This is a genomic window from Bradyrhizobium sp. URHA0013 (assembly GCF_000518345.1).
In the GTDB taxonomy this organism is placed as follows: Bacteria; Pseudomonadota; Alphaproteobacteria; order Rhizobiales; family Xanthobacteraceae; genus Bradyrhizobium.
In genome coordinates this window covers 338,107-357,497 of sequence record NZ_KI912427.1, presented here as the reverse complement: position 1 = coordinate 357,497, position 19,391 = coordinate 338,107, and the positions used below count along the sequence as shown (strand labels likewise).

Sequence of the window (19,391 nt, the reverse complement as noted above, 5' to 3'; positions counted from 1 at the left end):
GAAAACGGCGGAGCTCGGCTCCGCCATTTGCCAGCCGTCGCGCTCTACTCCGCGGTCCAGCCGCCGTCGATCGACAGGTTGCTGCCGGTGATCTGCGCGGCATCGTCGCCGCACAGGAACAGCGCGAGGGCTGCGACCTGCTCGGAGGTGACGAACTCCTTGGTCGGCTGCGCATCGAGCAGCACGTCGTTGATGACCTGGTCGCGCGTGAGATTGCGGGCCTTCATGGTGTCGGGGATCTGCTTCTCCACCAGCGGCGTCCAGACATAGCCGGGGCTGATGCAGTTGCAGGTGATCTTGCTGGTCGCGACCTCGAGCGCCACGGTCTTGGTCAGGCCGGCGATGCCGTGCTTGGCCGACACATAGGCCGACTTGAAGGGCGAAGCGACCAGCGAGTGCGCGGAAGCGGTATTGATGATGCGGCCCCAGCCCTTCTTCTTCATGCCGGGGACGGCTGCGCGAATGGCATGGAACGCCGAGGACAGGTTGATCGCGATGATCTGATCCCATTTCTCCGGCGGGAATTCCTCGATGGGCGAGACGAACTGGATGCCGGCATTGTTGACGAGGATGTCGACCGAACCAAAGCTCTTCTCGCCGAGCGCGATCATCCCGGCGATCTCGGTCGGCTTGGTCATGTCGGCCGGCGAATAGACCGCCTTCACGCCGAAATCGGACTCGATCTTGGCGCGCTCCTTCTCGATGTCCTCCGGCGAGCCGAACCCGTTGATGACGACATTGGCGCCGGCGGCGGCGAAGGCGCGCGCATAGGCAAGCCCGATGCCGCTGGTCGAACCGGTCACGACGGCATTCTTGCCTGACAGACTTCCCATATTACTCGCTCCTTTTTGGCGGGGGCGCAGTGACGTCCCCCGTGAGATCGTAGGTCACCATGGTCTCGCCGGATTGCGGCCGCTCGAGCCAGTCCTTGTGGCGCATCGACAGATGCACGTCACGCACGCCGGCTTCCCAATGCTCGACCATCGCGACATGCGAGAAATCGTAATCCTTGGACGAGGATTCGTAATTCTTGCTGCGGTAGATCAGGTGCACCACAGTCACAGTGCTTTCGCGCGATACCTTGGCAAGGAATTCCACGGAAGGGTCGTTCTTGAGATAATCGGGCAATTTGGAAATCAGGTCGCGCACGGCCCTGCGGGCGTTGTGCACCTGCTTGTTCTTGTCAGTGTTCATCCGCGTGCGGCTGGAGAAGCGGATGTCCTTCTCGCGCTCGGTCGCCTCGAGCAGCGAGGTCGGCAGATCGCCGCGCGCGCTGAACAGGTCGATCTGGAAGATCAGGAGATCGCGGTCGGTCTCGGCGTCCAGCACGTAGTCGAGCGGCGTATTGGAGGCGATGCCGCCGTCCCAATAATGCTCGCCCTCGATGACGATGGACGGAAACCCGGGCGGTAGCGCGCCGGAGGCCATGATGTGCTCGGGGCCGATTTTCTTGCCGAGCTTCCTGAACTCGAAATTGTCGAAATATTTGAAGTTGCCCGAGGTGACGCCGACCGCGCCGACCGACAGCCGCGTCTTCAGATCGTTGATGCGGTCGAAATCGACCAGTCGCTCCAGCGTCTTCTTCAGCGGTGCGGTGTCGTAATAGCTCTCGGCCTGCGGGCTGCCGGGCGGCCAGAGCGGCGCGGGCGGGATGCGCGGCGTGAAGAAGCCTGGCACGCCGAAGGTCGCGATCAATGCGGCGCTGGTCGAGTTGAACAGTTCGCGGCTGTGATCGCTCTTGCCGATCGGCTTCCACGGCACCGGCGCGGAGACCATCTCCCAGAATTCCTTGAGCCGCTTGACGCGCGTCTGCCCTTCGTTGCCGGCGATGATCGCGGCGTTGACCGCGCCGATCGAGATGCCGGCGACCCAGTCCGGCTCGAAGCCGGCATGGCAGAGCGACTGATAGGCGCCGGCCTGATAGGAGCCGAGCGCGCCGCCGCCCTGGAGGACCAGGACACGTTGCGCGTTCGCGGGGATTGTTGCGACTTCTGGACTATGATCGGTCATGCGGGAACAGTAGCAGATGGCGAGCGACCGTGGCGACAGTCTGCCGCGGCGTCAATGCATCCCGGGATCAAGTCTGGCTTATCGGGCGTCCGTCGAGGCCAGGATCATGGTCCAGAACACCTTGTATTTGGTGCCGGGAGCATAGCCCGCCGCGATGCCTAATTTTGTGACACCGCTCTTGAGCATGTTGGCGCGGTGGGGGGGCGAGTCGCGCCAACCCGAAAACGCTTCCGCCAGCGTGTGATAGCCAGCCGAGACGTTCTCTACTGCAACGGTCGCCGGATAGCCGCCGGCGCTGAGGCGCTTGGCCAGCGGCGCGCGGACGTCATGGTCCATCTTGTTGGCCGCTGCCATGGCTTGGGACTGGGATTCGGCGAGCCGCATCAATTCGGGGTCGATCACGACGGTCCCGAGCCCGTTGTTCTGGCGGTATTGCGAAATCATGATCGCTGCCGCCTGCGCATCGAGCTTTGCGCCCGGGACAGCCATATCGGCATACATCGAGGGTTGCTGGACCGGTGCTTCGTTGCCGGCGCAGCCGGCGAGCAGCAAAGTGATGAGTATTGCGGCCGCGGCGCGCATGAACAGGAGCCCCCAAATCAGGGGGCCGTTGTTGCATACCAACCGTGGCTGAAAGGTGAATATTGAGGAAAAATTGACCCTTTGATCCCGCTCAGGTGCCCGCAAATATCCGGTAGCGGCGGGGCTCCAGGCCGATCGTGTCGCCGGCGCGCAGTTCCCTGTCGCGGGGAGCGTCGATCTCGATGGTCTCGCCGCCAGCGAGTGCCACCTCGGCCCGCTGTACGGGACCGAAATTCCGGACATGCCGCACGGCGCCCTCGAAGGCCCCGCTGCCGGGCGGGCCGACCAGCATGTCGTGTCGCCGCACGAACAGTCTTGACGCGCCAGGCGCAAGCCCATCTGCCGCGAGCTGAAGCGGCCGGTCGCCGAGCGTGATGAGACCGTCGGCGATCAGCACCGGAAGCTCGATGGATTCGCCGATGAAGCTGTGGACGAAGGCGGTCGCGGGGCTCTCATAGACGTCATCGGGCGAGCCGATCTGCTCGATCTTGCCCTTGTCCATCACCACCACGCGGTTGGCGACTTCGAGTGCCTCCTCCTGGTCATGGGTGACGAAGATTGAGGTGACGTTGATCTCATGGTGCAGCGAACGCAACCATTTGCGCAGCTCCTTGCGCACCTTGGCGTCGAGCGCGCCGAAGGGTTCGTCGAGCAGCAGGATGCGCGGCTCGATCGCGAGCGCGCGGGCCAGCGCGATGCGCTGGCGCTGGCCGCCGGAGAGCTGGCTCGGATAACGGTCGGCGAGCCAGTCGAGCTGCACGAGATCGAGCAGCTCCTTGACGCGCGCGCGGATGGTCGCTTCGTCCTTGCGGATCGCGCGCGGCTGCACGCGCAGCCCGAAGGCGACGTTCTCGAACACCGTCATGTGGCGGAACAGCGCGTAGTGCTGGAACACGAATCCGACGTGCCGCTCGCGCGCCCCCTGCGCCAGCGCATCCTCGCCGTTGAAAGACACCTCACCGGAATCGGGCCAGTCGAGGCCGGCGATGATGCGCAGCAGCGTTGTTTTGCCCGAGCCGGACGGACCGAGCAGCGCCAGCAGCTCGCCGTCATTGACCTTGAGGTCGACGCCGTCGAGGGCTTTGAAGCTGCCGAACTTCTTGACGAGATTCCTGACTTCAATGCTCACTTGCGTCGTGTCCTTCGTCGAGGTGATTTTCCAGAACGGTTTTCGCGATCAGCGTGATCAGCGCCAGCATCGCCAGCAGCGAGGCGATCGCGAACGCCGCGACGAACTGGTATTCGTTGTAGAGAATCTCGACCAGCAGCGGCATCGTGTTGGTCTCGCCGCGGATATGGCCGGAGACCACAGAGACCGCGCCAAACTCGCCCATCGCGCGCGCGTTGCAGAGCAGGACACCGTAGAGCACGCCCCATTTGATGTTGGGCAGCGTGACGCGGAAGAAGGTCTGCAGGCCCGAGGCGCCGAGCGAGATCGCGGCCTCCTCCTCTTGCGTGCCCTGCTCCTGCATCAGCGGGATCAACGCACGCGCCACGAAGGGGAAGGTCACGAAGGTGGTCGCAAGCGCGATGCCGGGCACCGCGAACAGGATCTGGATATCATGATCGCGCAGCCAGCCGCCGAAATAGCCCTGCGCGCCGAACAGCAGCACGAAGACGAGGCCCGAGATGACGGGGCTGACCGAGAATGGCAAATCGATCAGCGTGATCAGGAAGGTCTTGCCCGAGAATTCGAATTTTGCAATCGCCCAGGCCGCGACCAGGCCGAAGACAAGATTGAGGCCGACGGAAATTGCCGCAACCAACAGCGTCAACTTGATTGCGGACAGCGCTTCCGGGTCGGCCAGCGCGGCGAAATAGGCGAGGACTCCCTTCGAGAAAGCCTGCGCGAACACCACGACCAGCGGCAGCACGACGAAGACAGAGAGAAAGGTCATCGCCAGCGCGATGATGACGATGCGGACCGCGCGCGGTTCGGTGCGCAGGTTGTTCCGCGCGGCCGCCGCATGCGCGCGTGCCTTGGCGTCGGGAGCCGAGAGCGAAACCGAATCTGCGATCTGCATCGTCATGATCCGCCCTCAGCGTGCCGGGATCCGGCTCTGCGCCCAGCGCTGGAGCCGGTTGACGGCGAAGATGATGACGAAAGACACGACCAGCATGACCACCGCGATGGCGGTCGCGTCGGCATAGCGGAATTCGGAGAGCCGGATCACGATCAGCAGCGGCGCGATCTCGGAGACGTTGGGCAGATTGCCGGCGATGAAGATCACCGACCCGTATTCGCCGACGGCGCGTGCGAAGGCGAGCGCCAGCCCCGTGAGCAGCGCCGGGCCGAGCGAGGGCAGGATCACGCGGATGATGGTCTGCCAGCGGCTCGCGCCAAGACTTCCGGCGGCCTCCTCGATCTCAGGGTCGAGGTCCTGGAGCACCGGCTGCACGGTGCGCACCACGAAGGGGATGCCGATGAAGATCATGGCGACGAAGATGCCGACCGGTGTGAACGCCACCTTGATGCCGGCCGCCGCAAGCGGCGCGCCGAGCCAGCCCTTCTCGGCGAACAACGCGGTCAGCGCGACGCCGGCGACCGCCGTCGGCAGCGCAAAGGGCACGTCGACGATGGCGTCGAACAGCCGCCTTCCCGGGAAGCGGTAACGCACCAGCGCCCAGACGATGATGCTGCCCATCACGAGATTGACGCAGGCGGCCGCAAAGGCGAGTCCAAAGGACACGCGCAACGCATTCAGGGTGCGGCGGCTGGAGAGGATGTTCCAGAACTGCTCGGGGCTCAGCTCAAGCGATTTCAGAAACAGGCCCGCGAGCGGAATCAGGATGATGATCGACAGCCAGGACAGCGTCAGCCCCATGGTGAGACCGAAGCCCGGCAATGTCCGGCGTCGTGCTGCGATTGCGCTCACCAGGCCCCCTGTTTAAGCCCCGCCGACAGCGCCCGATCAGTTCTTGTAGATCTGATCGAAGACGCCGCCGTCGGCAAAATGTTCCTTCTGCGCCTTGGTCCAGCCGCCGAAAAGTTCGTCGATCGTGAACAGCTCGACCCTCGCGAAGGAGTTTTCGTGTTTTTTGGCGATCTCGGGATCACGCGGACGATAGAAGTTGCGCGCCGCGATTTCCTGACCTTCCTTGGTATACCAATATTGCAGGTAGGCGTCGGCGGCGTTACGGGTGCCTTTTTTATCGGCAACCTTGTCGACGATCGTCACGGGCGGTTCCGCCAGGATCGAGAGCGGCGGCGCCACGATCTCGAATTTTTCCGGACCGAATTCCTTGAGCGCCAGGTACGCCTCGTTCTCCCAGGCGAGCAGCACGTCGCCGACGCCGCGCTCGACGAAGGTCACGGTCGCGCCGCGCGCGCCGGTGTCGAGCACCGGCACCTGCTGATAGAGCTTTCCGATGAAATCCTTGGCTTTGTCCGCCGAGCCGTATTTCTTCTGCGCAAAGCCCCAGGCCGCCAGATAATTCCAGCGCGCGCCGCCTGATGTCTTCGGGTTCGGCGTGATCACGGCGACGCCCGGCTTGAGCAGATCGTCCCAGTCCTTGATGCCCTTCGGATTGCCCTTGCGGACCAGAAACACAATGGTCGAGGTGTAGGGTGACGAATTCTGCGGCAACCGCTTCTGCCAGTCAGCCGTCGTGAGGCCTTTGCCCGCGATGGCATCGATGTCGTAGGCGAGCGCAAGCGTCACCACGTCGGCCTGCAATCCGTCGATCACGGCGCGCGCCTGCGAACCGCTGCCGCCATGCGACTGCTTGATCTCGACGCTCTTGCCGGTTTCCTTCTGATACGCATTCGCGAACGCCTTGTTGAACTCGACATAGAGCTCACGCGTCGGATCGTACGACACATTCAGCAGATTGATGTCAGCGGCGAGAGCCGAGCTTGCCAACAAGCCTGTCACGAGCAGTCCTGCAGCGAGCGGAACGATACGGCGCATCATGTCCATCTCCATTCACATCAATGACGTCGGCGTCATCGATGGCAGGCATAACTCGGGTCGAAACGCGCTTAAGTCAACGGAACCGGATTTTCTTGTTCGTAGCAGGGCAGCGTGACCATGCTACGAAGTCTTCATCGTGTGGATGCCGCATTCCGTCTTGGCCCGGCCGCGCCAGCGACCGGCACGCTCATCCTCGCCTTCGGCCGTTCTGCTCGTGCAAGGCATACACCCAACCGACAGGAATCCGGACGCAACCAGAGGATGACGCGGCAATTTGGCACGGGCGAAGATCGCTTCGAGTTCCTCGCGCGAAACATTGGCGAAGGGATTGAACTTCAACCGTGCACCGTCGTCCTCGACCACTGGAATGCCGGCGCGCGCGCTGCCTTGGAAGCGCTTGCGGCCGTTGAGCCACGCATCGAACGGCTTCAGCGCCCGCGCCAACGGCTCGACCTTGCGAATACGGCAGCAGGCGTCGGGATCGGAGAACCAGAGGTCGCGGTCGGGATCCTCGCGCGACAGCATCTCCTCGGCGGGCTTGATCGAGCGGACGTCCGTCAGGCCCAGCGTCGCGATCAGCGTGTCGCGATAGGTCAGCGTCTCCTCGAACAGCCAGCCGGTGTCGAGGAAGATCACCGGGATCGCCGGATCGACGTCGGCCATGACCTTCAGCAGCGTCGCCGATTCCGTGCCGAAGGACGACACCAGGGCAAGCTTGTCGCGCCCGACCGTCTTCAACGCAGCGGCGATGATTTCGGCGGGCGAGGCATCGCGCAAGGCGCGATCGAGCTCCTCCGCCGAGGGCAGCGCAGAGACGGAGACTGACGAAACTGAAGGCGCGATTGCGTTCACGTGCCGACACCTTCGGAGTGACGCAGTTGCATGCGCCGGTGCAGCGCCGTGATGCGGCCGTCGCCGGTGGGCTGGTAGAACACCGAGTAGCGCTTCGCGGTCTGCATAAAGGCTTCCGCGTCGGCCTGCTTCTTGACGTCGAAGGAATCGAAGCCCGCGCGCAGCATGAACACGAACTGGTCCCGCAGGATCTGGCCCGTCGCACGCAATTCGCCGCGGTAATTGTAGCGCTCGCGCAGCAGCCGCGCCTGGCTGTAGGCGCGTCCGTCGCGGAAGGTCGGGAACACCAGCGCGACGACGGCGATCTTGCCGAGATAGGGCACTAGCTCGGCGATGTCGCGACTGTTCGGCCAGATCACGCCGACCTTGCCGGTCCGCTTAAGCAACGCATCCGCCTCGCCGACGAAGCGTTCGGCCGGCACCAGGATGTCGCCGCCCTTGGGCAGCGGCGTGTCGACGGCGAGCTTGACGAAGCTGTCGTCGGCGATCTTTCCGCCGTTAACGAGTGGCATAAACGCGCTCCTTGAAGGGTTCGACGCCGAGGCGCTTTACGGTGTCCATGAACAGCTCTTCGGGCCGCTCGCGCAGCGCTAGATAGGCTTCCACGATGTCCTCGACCACGTCGGCGACCTCGTCGAACTTGACGCCGGGGCCGATCAGATTGCCGAGCGCTGCGCTCTCGTCGGCGCGCCCGCCGATGGTGATCTGGTAGACCTCCTCGCCGTTCTTCTCGACGCCGAGAATGCCGATGTGACCGACATGGTGATGGCCGCAGGCGTTGATGCAGCCGGAGACGTTGATGTGCAACCGGCCGATCAAATTGGCCAGCTCGTGATTGGCGAAGCGCCGCGTCAGTTCCTGCGCGATCGGGATCGAGCGCGCATTGGCCAGCGAGCAATAGTCGAGACCCGGGCAGGCGATGATGTCGGTGATCAGATTGACGTTCGGCGTCGCCAAGCCGAGCTTGTCGAGCGCCTTCCACAGCGCCGGCAGGTCGCGCTTGGCAACGTGCGGCAAAGCGAGGTTCTGCTCGTGGCCGACGCGGATCTCACCGAAGGAATATCTGTCGGCGAGATCGGCGAGCGCATCCATCTGCTCGGCGGTGGCATCGCCCGGAGGCGCTCCGATCGGCTTCAGCGAGACCGTGACGATGGAATAGCCCTGGACTTTGTGCGGAGCCACCGAGTTCTTGCGCCACGCCTCGAAATCCGGATCGGCCGCGGCCTGGCGCAGCTCATCTGGCATGTGCGGCAGCTTCTCGTAGGCGGGATAAGTAAAGCGCGAGCGGATGTCCTCGACCACCTCGTCGTCGATCTGGAGCGAGGAGTTGCGGATGTGCTGCCATTCCTGCTCGACCTCGCGCGAGAACTTCTCGATGCCCAGTTCGTGCACCAGGATCTTGATGCGCGCCTTGTAGATATTGTCGCGGCGGCCGTACTGGTTGTAGACGCGCAGGATCGCTTCGATATAGCTGAGAATGTCGCGGCCATGCACGAAGTGCTTGATGGTCTTGCCGATGAACGGCGTACGCCCAAGCCCGCCGCCGACCAGAACCTCGAAGCCGGTCTCGCCCTTCTCGTTCTTGATCAGCTTCAGCCCGATATCGTGGATCTTGATCGCGGCGCGGTCGTGGTCCGACGCGGTGATCGCGATCTTGAACTTGCGCGGCAGGAACGAGAATTCCGGATGCAGCGTGGTGTGCTGGCGGATCAGCTCCGACCAGATGCGGGGATCCTCGATCTCGCCGGGCGCGACGCCGGCCCACTGGTCCGAGGTGACGTTGCGCATGTTGTTGCCGGAGGTCTGCATCGCATGGATGCCGACCTCGGCGAGATCGGCCAGCGCATCCGGCAGCTCGGCGAGCTTGATCCAGTTGAACTGGATGTTCTGCCGCGTCGTGAAATGCCCGTAGCCGCGGTCGTATTTGCGCGCGACGTGGGCGAGCGCCCGCAACTGGTTGGACGCCAGCGTCCCGTAGGGGATCGCGACGCGGAACATGTAGGCGTGCAGTTGCAGATAGACGCCGTTCTGCAGCCGCAGGATCTTGAACTCGTCCTCGGTGAGCTCGCCGGACAGGCGGCGCTTAACCTGGTCGCGGAATTCCGAGACGCGCTCGTTGACGAGCGTGCGGTCGATTTCGTCGTAAGCGTACATGAGAGAATGCCTTAAACCTGGACCGGCTGTCCGATGGTCACGCCGGTGCGGCGGATCTGTTCGCGCAGATTGCCGGGTTCGACCTTGCCGTCGGCGCCGACCTCTACCGGCGCGATATAGGGACCGATCGCGCCCACGTCATCGGCCACGGACTCGGCAAGCAATGCTTTCGCCTCGTCGGAGTTGCGCACGATCGCGGCTTCCGAGAGGTCGGCAGACCAGCCGTTGGTGGCGGTACGGTACACCACGATGCCGTCCCAGGTGCGATTGGCGGTCACGACCGAGGGGCCGGCGATTTTGATCTTTTTCTGTTCAAGCGGGGAGGTCATTCGGCTGCATCCAATAGGTCAGAGATGATTTGCTTTGGGGTTTGACGGCGAAGCGATCCGGCATGCCGGACCACATCGCCGATGATGAGAATGGCAGGCCCGCCATTGGTCCGTCGCACCAGCTCAGGCAGGTCGCGCAGCGTGCCGATCGCGCCTTGCGCATCGGGGCGCGTGACGCGGGCGAACACGCCGACCGGCGTCTCCGGCGAACGGCCGGCGGCAAACAGGCCAGCGCGTATAGCGGGCGCAGCCGTCATGCCCATGTAGACCACGACGGTCATCCTGGCGTCGGTCAGCGTCGACCAGTCCACGACTTCCGCGTCGCGCGCCTTGTGCGCGGTGAGGAAGGTGATGCGGGTTGCTTCGTGACGGTAGGTGAGCGGCACCTCGAAATCGGCGGCGCCACCAAGGCCTGCGGTAATGCCGGGAATGATCGAATAAGCAACGCCGGCAGCACGCAGCGCTTCGACTTCTTCGCCGCCACGGCCGAACACGAAGGGATCGCCGCCCTTCAGCCGCACCACACGCTGGCCGGATTGCGCGGCCTCGATCATGCGCTTGTTGATGGCGTCCTGCCCGATGCCGGGCTTGCCGACGCGGCGGCCGACGGGCACACGCGTCGTGTCACGGCGGATGCGATCGAGAATTTCAGGCGAGACCAGTTCGTCGTGGAAGACGATATCGGCATCCTGGAGCGCGCGCAGCGCCTTGATGGTGAGCAAATCCGGATCACCTGGACCGGCGCCGACCAGAGCGACCGAGCCTTCCGGCTTGTCGGCCCGCGCAAACGCGGATGGATCGGAAATCGCCTTGAGCGCTGCGTCCGCCTCGCCTTTGCGGCCGGCCAGAATGGCAGCGCCAATCGGGCCATCGATGACGCGCTCCCAGAAGCGGCGGCGCAGCGGAAACTCGGCAATACGTTCGTTGACGGATTTGCGGAAGCCGCCGATGAACTCGGCGAGCTCGCCGATGCGCGCCGGCAGCAGCGCCTCGATCTTCTCGCGCACGCGCCGCGCCACGACCGGCGACGTGCCGCCAGTGCCGACGGCGACCACGACATCGCCGCGATCGACGATCGCCGGAAAGATGAAGCTGGAATGCTCGAGATCGTCCATGACGTTGACGGGCAGCCCGAGCGCCTTGGCGCGGGCCGACATCGCCACGCCGACATCGCCTGCGCCGGCGCAAACGACGGCGATGATTCCCGAGAGATCGGCGGTCAGCGGATCGGCCGCCGCAATGTCGATACGCGCGGCGTCCTCGGAGCTCAGACCCAGGTCCTGATTGCCGTCGATCGCATGCACGCGAATGCGCGCACCGGCCGCAGTGAGCACGCGCAGCTTGGCGCGCAAAAGCTCACCCGCACCGATGAGGACCACCGGACCGGCCTTGAGATCGAGGAACACGGGCAAGAACCGCATACGATACTCGCTTCCCCCACATCCGGGGTTGACTGGAATTATTTTCTATATATGTGTCGTTTCGAGCGCGCAAAGAGAAAATTTTTTCTTCTCCCTTGCACCGCAACTATAGAATTTTCGCCTCCAAACGCAAAGTGGCAGAGATGCATCTTCTCAAGGACAATTCCACTGCTGGCGGGCTGAGCAGCCCCGCTCTCGCCGAGCGCGTGCCCGCGCAAGAATTTTCTGCCGACCTGGCACCGAGCATGGACCATCTCGACCAGCTCGAGGCCCAGAGCATCTACATCTTCCGCGAGGCTTTTGCCCGTTTGAAGAAGATCGCCCTGCTGTGGTCGCTCGGCAAGGACTCCAACGTCATGATCTGGCTGGCGCGCAAGGCGTTCTTCGGCCGTCTGCCGTTCCCGGCCCTCCATGTCGACACCGGCAAGAAGTTTCCGGAGATGTATCGCTTTCGCGATCACTACGGCAAGGAATGGGATCTCGATCTGCGCGTCGAGCCCTGCCCGCCGATTGATGCCGTCGACCCAACGCTGCCGCCCGCCGCCCGTTCCGCCGCGCGCAAGACCGAGGGGCTCAAGATGGCGCTCGGCAAATACGGTTTTGACGGCCTGATCGCCGGCATTCGCCGCGACGAGGAGGCGACGCGCGCCAAGGAGCGCGTGTTCTCTCCGCGCGGCCTGGAAGGCAATTGGGACGTGCGCGACCAGCCGCCGGAGTTCTGGGATCATTTCAATGCGTCGCCGCCGCAAGGCGCGCATTTGCGCATCCATCCGATCCTGCATTGGACCGAGTCCGATATCTGGGCCTACACCAAGCGCGAGAACATCCCGATCATCCCGTTGTATCTGTCGCAAAACGGCAAGCGCTATCGCTCGCTGGGCGATCAGGACATCACCAATCCGGTCGCCTCAAACGCGTCGAACATCGACGAGATCCTGATCGAGCTCGAGCAGACCAAGGTGCCGGAACGTTCCGGCCGTGCGCTCGACCACGAGACCGAGGACGCTTTCGAGCGCCTGCGCGTCGCCGGCTATCTCTGATCAAGGACGCGAGCGTCGTATGAACATGATCGTCACCCCCGCATCGCCTGCGACCCCGAACGGCACCACGCGTCCGCAGGTCCGCATCGTCATCGTCGGCCATGTCGACCACGGCAAGTCGACGCTGGTCGGCCGCCTCTTGCACGAGACCGGCAGCCTGCCCGACGGCAAGCTCGACATGCTCAAGGCCGTCAGCGCGCGACGCGGCATGCCGTTCGAATGGTCGTTCCTGCTCGACGCGCTGCAGACCGAGCGCGACCAGGGCATCACCATCGACACGACGCAGATCCGCTTCCGCACCAATTCGCGCGACATCGTGCTGATCGACGCACCCGGCCACGCCGAATTCCTGCGCAACATGATCACCGGCGCCTCGCAGGCCGACGGCGCGGTGCTGATCATCGACGCGCTCGAAGGCGTGCGCGACCAGACCCGGCGGCACGGCTATCTTCTGCATCTGCTCGGCGTGAAGCAGGTCGCGGTCGTCGTCAACAAGATGGACCGCGTCGACTTCTCCGCCGAGCGCTTCAAGGACATCAGCGACGAGATCTCGGCGCATCTGCAAGGCCTCGGTGTGAAGCCCACGGCCGTGATCCCGATTTCCGCCCGCGACGGCGACGGCGTCGCCGAGCGCACCGACCGCATCGGCTGGTACAAGGGTCCGACCGTGGTCGAAGCGCTTGACAGGCTCGAGCCGGCGCGGCCGCTGGAAGCGCTGGCGCTGCGCCTGCCGGTGCAGGCGATCTACAAGTTCGACGATCGCCGCATCGTTGCGGGCCGGATCGAATCCGGCAGCCTCATCGCCGGCGACGAAATCGTGATCATGCCCGCCGGCAAGATCGCCAGGATCAAGACTGTCGAGAGCTGGCCGGTGACGCCGATCGCGGGCCGCCAGGGTGCAGGCCGCTCGGTCGGCATCACGCTCGACCGCGAGCTGTTCCTCGAGCGCGGCGATATCATCGCGCATACGAACAGCGCGCCGCGCGAGACGCGGCGGCTGCGCGCGCGGATCTTCTGGCTGCACGACAAGCCGCTGGCCAAGGGCGACCAGCTCCTGGTTCGCTGCGGACCGAAGGAAAGCCGCGCCACCGTTGTCGCAATCGAGAAGGCCGTCGATCCGGGCGAGCTGTCGAGCGTCGAGAACAAGGCGATCGGGCGCAACCATGTCGGCGAGATCGACATTTCCCTTTCGAATCCGATTGCCACCGATCCCTACACGGAAAATCCCCGCACCGGCCGTCTCGTGATCGAGGTGTCCGGGCGCATCGCCGGCGGCGGTCTCGTGCTGTCGGTCGATGCCGGCCAGCGCGCCGTGCCCGTCGACATCGTGCCGGTGGAATCCGCGCTGCGGCCCGACGAACGCTCCGCGCGCTATCGTCACAACGGCGCCGTGATCTGGCTCACCGGCTTGCCCGCCTCCGGCAAGTCGACTCTCGCAAAAGCGCTGGAGCGGCGGCTGTTCAGCAATGGCGGCTCGCCGATCCTGCTCGACGGCGATACGCTACGCGCCGGGCTCAACAGCGATCTCGGCTTCTCGACCGCCGATCGCAGCGAGAACATCCGGCGTCTCGCTGAAGTCGCGACGCATCTCGCTCGCAACGGCCACATCGCCATTGTCGCCGCCGTTTCGCCCGCCCGCGAGGACCGCGCCACCGCGCGCCGCATCGCCGACACTTCGTTCCGCGAGATCCACGTCGCGACGCCTGCGGAAATTTGCGAGGAGCGCGACCCCAAGGGCCACTACAAGAAGGCCCGCGCCGGCACGCTCGCGTCGTTCACCGGCATCCTCAACGACTACGAGACGCCGCAAGCCGCTGAGCTCGTGATCGACACGTCGACGCGGACGGTCGCCGAGGCGGCGGACGAGATCGAACAGATGCTCAAGACGACCGGCGTGCTGTTCGACGAACTCGTGGACCTCGCCGCGAATATTTGAAGCCGGGCTGCTGCCCCGCTGTCGTCGCCCGGCTTGACCGGGCGACCCAGTATTCCACCGACTGCAGTGATTCAGCCCAGAGGCCTCGGCGACTGGATTCCCCGCCTTCGCGGGGAATGACACCGTGCGTCCCCCACCTCGCCTTGACATTTTGACAACTTTTGGGGGCCTTCTCACGGCCCCGATTTTGGGGCTAATAAGACCCCGAAAGCCGCTCCTTGGAGCGCATTTTGCTGCTGTCGGGTCAAAAGCAGCCAAAAACAGCCATTTCCAACGAGAAAGCCCATCATGAAACGCGTCGACGCCCACGGATTGAAGATTGCTCCCGTCCTGTTCGATTTCATCGCCAAGGAAGCGGCCCCGAAGACGGGAACCGCGCCGGATGCGTTCTGGGCCGGGCTTGCCGCCATCATCAAGGAGCTGGGCCCGAAGAACCGCGCGCTGCTGGCGGTGCGCGACACGCTGCAGGCCAAGATCGACGACTGGCACCGCGCCAACAAGGGCAAGGCGTTCGACCTCAACGCCTATACCGCCTTCCTGAAGGAGATCGGCTATCTCGTCCCGGAGCCGGCGACGCAGAAGGTCGAGACCACCAATGTGGACGAGGAGATCGGCAAGATCTGCGGCCCGCAGCTGGTCGTGCCCCTGACCAACGCACGCTACGCGCTGAATGCGGCGAATGCGCGCTGGGGCTCGCTCTATGACGCCTTCTACGGCACCGACGCGATCCCGCACGATCCGTCCGAGAACGGCAAGGGCTACAACAAGGCGCGCGGCGACAAGGTGATCGCAAAAGCGAAAGCCTTCCTCGATGCCGCCGTGCCGTTGGCGACCGGCAGTCACACCGACGTCACCGCCTATAGCGTTGTCGCAGGCCAGCTCGCGGTGAAGCTGAAGAGCGGCAACGCCACCGCGCTGAAGAACGCCGCGCAATTCGCGGGCTTCCAGGGCGACGCAGCCGCACCGAGCGCGGTGCTGCTCGCCAACAACGGCCTGCATGTCGAGGTGAAGATCGACCGCAGCAGCGCGATCGGCAAGGACGATCCGGCCGGCGTTGCGGACATGGTCATGGAGTCCGCGGTCTCCACGATTCTCGACATGGAAGACTCGGTCGCGGCCGTCGATGCCGAGGACAAGGTGCTGGTCTATCGCAACACGCTCGGCCTGATGGACGGCACGCTGTCGGCCGATTTCGAGAAGGGCGGCAAGACGCTGACGCGCTCGCTCAATGCCGACCGCAGCTACACGACGCCTGACGGCAAGGGCGAGATCAAGCTGCACGGCCGCAGCCTGCTGCTGATGCGCAATTGCGGTCACCACATGTTCACCGACGCGGTGCTGGACGACAAGGGCGAGGAAATTCCGGAAGGCCTGCTCGACGCCGCCGTCTCCGGGCTTCTTGCCGTGCATGATCTGAAAGGCAACTCCAAGGTCAAGAACAGCCGCACGGGATCTGCCTATATCGTCAAGCCGAAGATGCACGGCCCCGACGAGGTGTCGCTGACCTGCGAGATCTTCGATCGCGTCGAGAAAATGCTGTCGCTGCCCGAGAACACGCTCAAGATCGGCATCATGGACGAGGAGCGGCGCACCACCGTCAACCTCAAGGCCTGCATCCAGCGCGCCTCCAAGCGCATCATGTTCATCAACACCGGCTTCCTCGACCGTACCGGCGACGAGATCCACACCTCGATGGAGGCGGGTCCGATGATCCGCAAGAACGAGATGAAGGCGCAGCCCTGGATCAAGTCCTATGAGGATTGGAACGTCGACATGGGCCTGACCTGTGGCCTGCCCGGCCATGCCCAGATCGGCAAGGGCATGTGGGCCGCGCCCGACAAGATGGCGGACATGCTGGCCCAGAAGCTCGCCCATCCGCAGGCCGGCGCCACCACCGCCTGGGTGCCCTCGCCGACGGCCGCGACGCTGCACGCGCTGCACTACCACCAGGTCAACGTCACCGCGCGCCAGCAGGAGCTCGCCAAGGGCGGCCCACGCGCGAAGCTCGAAGACATCCTCACCATCCCGGTGTCGAAATCGAACTGGGCACCCGACGACGTCAAGCAGGAGATCGACAACAACTGCCAGGGCATTCTGGGCTATGTCGTGCGCTGGATCGACCAGGGAGTCGGCTGCTCCAAGGTGCCTGACATCCACGACGTCGGCCTGATGGAAGACCGTGCCACCTTGCGCATTTCCAGCCAGCACCTCGCCAACTGGCTGCACCAGGGCGTCATCACCGAGGCGCAGGTGATGGAATCGCTCAAGCGCATGGCGGTCGTCGTCGACAAGCAGAATGCGGACGATCCCATCTACAAGCCGATGGCGCCCGCCTTCGACGGCACGGCCTTCAAGGCGGCTAGCGACCTCATCTTCAAGGGGCGCGAGCAGCCGAACGGCTACACCGAATACATCCTCACCGCCCGCCGCCGCGAGGCCAAAGCGGCGGGGTAGGCCCGAATAACCGAGCACCAAAGCCCCGGCTCACGCCGGGGCTTTTTTGTTGGAGCCGTAGCCCGGATGGAGCGAAGTGTAATCCGGGGCCGCTATGGTTTGGGGCAAGACCCGGATTGCGCTGCGATCCGTCGGGCTACGAAAGCCCGGCTAGAACACGGCCAGATATTTCAGCAGCGACACGATGCCGATGATGATGACGACGACGCGCGCGATCTGCTTGGCGCGGCCGTCCATCGGCAGCATGTTGATGAGGTAAAGTACGAGAATGACGACGAGAAAGGTGACGAGTACGCCGACCAGCATCGCTAGGACCCCCCTTTAGGCAAAATTGCTGACAGTCTCCTAACGCGCAACTCCCGGCTTGGTTCCATCGACGCAACCCTCTGCAACTTCTAGTAAATACGTACTTCTACCGTCAGCCGGCCTGCCTAAAACTTTACCCTTTTCCTTTCAGATGCAGTCACCGTTTGGGCCCTGAGCCACAAACGGCATGCGATTGCCTGGTCTTGCGTGCGCCCACTTTTGCGATGTTGCCGGGGCGACTTCACGCACTTTGTAATGGGAATTGGGGGACTTCGATGCTGAATCGTCTGACCGTATCCGCGCTGCTGAAGGCGGTGATCGCGATCACGTCGGTCTGCGTGGTGATCGCACTCTCGCTCACCGCCTACGAGTCCTGGGATCGCCTGAAGACCGCCAACCGCATCTCCCAGATCGCCGACACGTCCGCCGATCTGTTCAAGGCGATGCACAATCTGCGCACCGATCGCTCGACCACGGTCCGCCTCCTGAACGCGACCGAGCCGATGGACGGCGAGATCGAGAAATATCTGCGCGCCCTGCGCGATGCCCAAATGCCCGCGATGGCGCGCGCGATCGAGCTGCTGCCGACCATCGACTTTCCGCAATCGGGTACGCTGGTACCGGAGCTCGCACGCCTCTACAAGCTGCTGATCGAGGAGCAGAAGCAGTTCTGGGAGGATGTGGCCAAGCCGAAGGACCAGCGCCGCGCCGGCCTGCCCAAGGAATACATGGAGACGACGCAGGGCCTGCTCGACACGCTCGACAAGCTTTCGAACACGTTGGCCGCCACCGTCAATCACCTGGACGCCGCGATCGACCAGCTCCTGTCGATCAAGCAGAACGCCTGGCTGCTCCGCAACACCGCGGGTGAGGCGTCGCTGATCGTCTCGACCGGGCTGGCCGCCGGCAAGATCACCCCGGAAGGCCGCTACGCCTATACCCAACATGTCGGCGGCACGAGCGCGATGTGGAAGGCGCTCGAGTTGTCGACGTCCGGCATGCAGTTGCCGGCGGGGCTCGCCTCCGCGATGGCCTCCGCAAAGTCCTCTTATTTCGAGCCGCAATATCTGGCCTTGCGCGACCGTCTCGCGGACGCGCTGGTCAAGGGTGAGAAGCCCGAGATGACGGCGAACCAATGGAGCCCGCTCACGGTCGGTCGCATGGCGAGCGCGGTCGCAGTGGCAGAAGGTGCACTCGATGCTGCCAAGATCCACACGCAGGAGCAGCGCGGCGCCGCGCAGCGCGCACTCATCGTGCAGCTTACGCTGCTGGCGCTCGCCGTGGGGCTTGCCGTCGGCGCGATCATGCTGGTCAGCCGCCGCGTCATCACTCCGCTCAACACCATTCGCGACGCCATGCTCAAGGTCGCCGGCGGCGACCTTGCCGTCGACAGCGGCTATCTCGACCGCAACGACGAGATCGGCGCGCTTGCCGGCGCGCTGGAGACCTTCAAGCAGCAGGCCAACGAGAAGCTCACGATCGAGGCGCAGGAGCGCGAACGCAACGCGGGCGCCTCGGCGCGCCAGCGCGCGGTCGAGACCTATGTCGGCGAGTTCGAGGGCGCGGTGCGCAAAACGCTCGGCGAATTGAGCGAAGCCTCCGGTGAAATGCGCAAGACCTCGGGCGATCTCTCCGCGGTATCGCGGCAGACCAACGACCGCGTGCAGGTCGCGGGCAAGGCCTCCAATGACGCGTCCATGAGCGTCGACAGCGTCGCCGCCGCCGCGGAGGAGCTCAGCGCCTCGATCAACGACATCAGCCAGCAGGCCGCGCATGCCGCAGGCATCGCCAGCCGCGCCGTGACCCAGGCGCGCGACACCGACGGCACGGTCCAGGGACTTCAGAAGTCGGCCGGCCGCATCGGCGAGGTTGTCGGCCTGATCAACACCATTGCGCAGCAGACCAATTTGCTCGCGCTCAACGCCACGATCGAGGCGGCCCGCGCAGGCGAAGCGGGGCGCGGCTTTGCCGTGGTCGCCTCCGAGGTGAAGTCGCTGGCGAGCCAGACGGCCAAGGCAACCGAGGAGATTTCCGAGCAGATCGCCGACATCCAGAAGGTCGCGGGCGATGCCATCAGCGCGATCCAGACCATCGGCGGCATCATCGGCGAAGTGAACGAGGTTGCGACCGCGATCGCCGCCGCCGTGCAGGAGCAGGGAGCGGCCACGCAAGAGATCACCCGCAGCACCCAGTTTGCGGCGCAGGGCACCAAGAACGTCTCGGACAACATCACGGGCGTCAAATCCGATGCGGACGCTGCGGCCGCTGCCGCCGACAACGTGAAGCACGCCTCCGAGATGCTGGAGAGCCAGAGCCGCCAGCTCGGCCATGAGGTCAGCGACTTCCTCGGCAAGATCCGCGCGGCGTAGCGTAGGCCGTTAAAGAGAGAGCCG

17 protein-coding genes are annotated in these 19,391 nt (G+C 64.4%); 4 read left to right on the top strand and 13 right to left on the bottom strand.

Features of this window, described 5'->3' with window-relative positions; genetic code table 11:
- Nucleotides 1–44: 44 nt before the first annotated feature.
- The 12 genes from N551_RS0131065 to cysG all read right to left on the bottom strand — a co-directional run bounded on the left by N551_RS0131065 (nt 45) and on the right by cysG (nt 11,262).
- On the bottom strand, nt 45–833 hold the full coding sequence (locus tag N551_RS0131065) for a 3-hydroxybutyrate dehydrogenase (RefSeq protein ID WP_027570241.1): 789 nt from the start codon (nt 831–833) through the stop codon (nt 45–47).
- Nucleotide 834: 1 nt separating this feature from the next.
- The gene (locus tag N551_RS0131060) at nt 835–2,010 is read right to left on the bottom strand and encodes a patatin-like phospholipase family protein (protein WP_027570240.1); all 1,176 of its coding nucleotides are present in this window, start codon (nt 2,008–2,010) and stop codon (nt 835–837) included.
- Nucleotides 2,011–2,088: 78 nt separating this feature from the next.
- Nucleotides 2,089–2,592 carry a CAP domain-containing protein gene (locus N551_RS0131055; protein ID WP_027570239.1) on the bottom strand — a complete coding sequence of 168 codons (504 nt, stop codon included), beginning with the start codon at nt 2,590–2,592 and terminating at the stop codon, nt 2,089–2,091.
- Between the two features lie 91 nt (nt 2,593–2,683).
- Nucleotides 2,684–3,721 (bottom strand): sulfate/molybdate ABC transporter ATP-binding protein, encoded by a 1,038-nt coding sequence (locus N551_RS0131050; protein ID WP_027570238.1) that lies wholly within the window; start codon nt 3,719–3,721, stop codon nt 2,684–2,686.
- Complete coding sequence (cysW, locus tag N551_RS0131045) at nt 3,711–4,622, bottom strand: sulfate ABC transporter permease subunit CysW (protein WP_027570237.1); 912 nt, start codon at nt 4,620–4,622, stop codon at nt 3,711–3,713. Before cysW ends, N551_RS0131050 begins: the two co-directional genes overlap by 11 nt.
- Nucleotides 4,623–4,631: 9 nt before the next feature.
- Nucleotides 4,632–5,468, bottom strand: a complete 837-nt coding sequence (gene cysT, locus N551_RS0131040; protein ID WP_081747971.1) for a sulfate ABC transporter permease subunit CysT — start codon at nt 5,466–5,468, stop codon at nt 4,632–4,634.
- A 36-nt stretch (nt 5,469–5,504) separates the two neighbouring features.
- The gene (locus tag N551_RS0131035) at nt 5,505–6,506 is read right to left on the bottom strand and encodes a sulfate ABC transporter substrate-binding protein (RefSeq protein ID WP_027570235.1); all 1,002 of its coding nucleotides are present in this window, start codon (nt 6,504–6,506) and stop codon (nt 5,505–5,507) included.
- A gap of 120 nt (nt 6,507–6,626) precedes the next feature.
- Nucleotides 6,627–7,358: a phosphoadenylyl-sulfate reductase gene (locus N551_RS0131030; RefSeq protein WP_027570234.1), complete on the bottom strand. Its 732-nt coding sequence runs from the start codon at nt 7,356–7,358 to the stop codon at nt 6,627–6,629.
- A complete protein-coding gene (locus N551_RS0131025; protein ID WP_027570233.1) occupies nt 7,355–7,870 on the bottom strand; it encodes a DUF934 domain-containing protein in 516 nt (171 codons plus the stop codon). Before N551_RS0131025 ends, N551_RS0131030 begins: the two co-directional genes overlap by 4 nt.
- A complete protein-coding gene (locus N551_RS0131020) occupies nt 7,857–9,512 on the bottom strand; it encodes a nitrite/sulfite reductase (protein WP_027570232.1) in 1,656 nt (551 codons plus the stop codon). Before N551_RS0131020 ends, N551_RS0131025 begins: the two co-directional genes overlap by 14 nt.
- Before the next feature lie 11 nt (nt 9,513–9,523).
- Complete coding sequence (locus N551_RS0131015) at nt 9,524–9,841, bottom strand: DUF2849 domain-containing protein (protein WP_027570231.1); 318 nt, start codon at nt 9,839–9,841, stop codon at nt 9,524–9,526.
- Nucleotides 9,838–11,262, bottom strand: a complete 1,425-nt coding sequence (gene cysG / locus N551_RS0131010; protein WP_027570230.1) for a siroheme synthase CysG — start codon at nt 11,260–11,262, stop codon at nt 9,838–9,840. Before cysG ends, N551_RS0131015 begins: the two co-directional genes overlap by 4 nt.
- Before the next feature lie 245 nt (nt 11,263–11,507).
- Here cysG and cysD point away from each other — a divergent pair, with 245 nt between their 5' ends.
- The 3 genes from cysD to N551_RS0130995 all read left to right on the top strand — a co-directional run bounded on the left by cysD (nt 11,508) and on the right by N551_RS0130995 (nt 16,692).
- Nucleotides 11,508–12,302: a sulfate adenylyltransferase subunit CysD gene (gene cysD / locus N551_RS0131005; protein ID WP_027570229.1), complete on the top strand. Its 795-nt coding sequence runs from the start codon at nt 11,508–11,510 to the stop codon at nt 12,300–12,302.
- Nucleotides 12,303–12,321: 19 nt separating this feature from the next.
- A complete protein-coding gene (cysC, locus tag N551_RS0131000) occupies nt 12,322–14,238 on the top strand; it encodes an adenylyl-sulfate kinase (RefSeq protein WP_027570228.1) in 1,917 nt (638 codons plus the stop codon).
- A gap of 288 nt (nt 14,239–14,526) precedes the next feature.
- Nucleotides 14,527–16,692: a malate synthase G gene (locus N551_RS0130995; protein ID WP_027570227.1), complete on the top strand. Its 2,166-nt coding sequence runs from the start codon at nt 14,527–14,529 to the stop codon at nt 16,690–16,692.
- Between the two features lie 150 nt (nt 16,693–16,842).
- Here the strand turns inward: N551_RS0130995 and N551_RS38490 are convergent, their stop codons facing one another.
- Nucleotides 16,843–16,998, bottom strand: coding sequence for a Thivi_2564 family membrane protein (locus N551_RS38490; RefSeq protein ID WP_007599832.1), 156 nt, complete (start codon nt 16,996–16,998; stop codon nt 16,843–16,845).
- A gap of 275 nt (nt 16,999–17,273) precedes the next feature.
- Here N551_RS38490 and N551_RS0130985 point away from each other — a divergent pair, with 275 nt between their 5' ends.
- Complete coding sequence (locus N551_RS0130985; protein ID WP_027570226.1) at nt 17,274–19,367, top strand: methyl-accepting chemotaxis protein; 2,094 nt, start codon at nt 17,274–17,276, stop codon at nt 19,365–19,367.
- Nucleotides 19,368–19,391: the final 24 nt, after the last annotated feature.

Excerpts from the sequence above, each read along its gene's own strand:
- N551_RS0131065 (WP_027570241.1), bottom strand. The coding sequence starts at position 833 with ATGGGAAGTCTGTCAGGCAAGAATGCCGTCGTGACCGGTTCGACCAGC.
- N551_RS0131060 (WP_027570240.1), bottom strand. The coding sequence starts at position 2,010 with ATGACCGATCATAGTCCAGAAGTCGCAACAATCCCCGCGAACGCGCAA.
- N551_RS0131055 (WP_027570239.1), bottom strand. The coding sequence starts at position 2,592 with ATGCGCGCCGCGGCCGCAATACTCATCACTTTGCTGCTCGCCGGCTGC.
- cysW (WP_027570237.1), bottom strand. The coding sequence starts at position 4,622 with ATGACGATGCAGATCGCAGATTCGGTTTCGCTCTCGGCTCCCGACGCC.
- N551_RS0131035 (WP_027570235.1), bottom strand. The coding sequence starts at position 6,506 with ATGATGCGCCGTATCGTTCCGCTCGCTGCAGGACTGCTCGTGACAGGC.
- N551_RS0131025 (WP_027570233.1), bottom strand. The coding sequence starts at position 7,870 with ATGCCACTCGTTAACGGCGGAAAGATCGCCGACGACAGCTTCGTCAAG.
- N551_RS0131020 (WP_027570232.1), bottom strand. The coding sequence starts at position 9,512 with ATGTACGCTTACGACGAAATCGACCGCACGCTCGTCAACGAGCGCGTC.
- N551_RS0131015 (WP_027570231.1), bottom strand. The coding sequence starts at position 9,841 with ATGACCTCCCCGCTTGAACAGAAAAAGATCAAAATCGCCGGCCCCTCG.
- cysG (WP_027570230.1), bottom strand. The coding sequence starts at position 11,262 with ATGCGGTTCTTGCCCGTGTTCCTCGATCTCAAGGCCGGTCCGGTGGTC.
- cysD (WP_027570229.1), top strand. The coding sequence starts at position 11,508 with ATGGACCATCTCGACCAGCTCGAGGCCCAGAGCATCTACATCTTCCGC.
- cysC (WP_027570228.1), top strand. The coding sequence starts at position 12,322 with ATGAACATGATCGTCACCCCCGCATCGCCTGCGACCCCGAACGGCACC.
- N551_RS0130995 (WP_027570227.1), top strand. The coding sequence starts at position 14,527 with ATGAAACGCGTCGACGCCCACGGATTGAAGATTGCTCCCGTCCTGTTC.
- N551_RS38490 (WP_007599832.1), bottom strand. The coding sequence starts at position 16,998 with ATGCTGGTCGGCGTACTCGTCACCTTTCTCGTCGTCATTCTCGTACTT.
- N551_RS0130985 (WP_027570226.1), top strand. The coding sequence starts at position 17,274 with ATGCTGAATCGTCTGACCGTATCCGCGCTGCTGAAGGCGGTGATCGCG.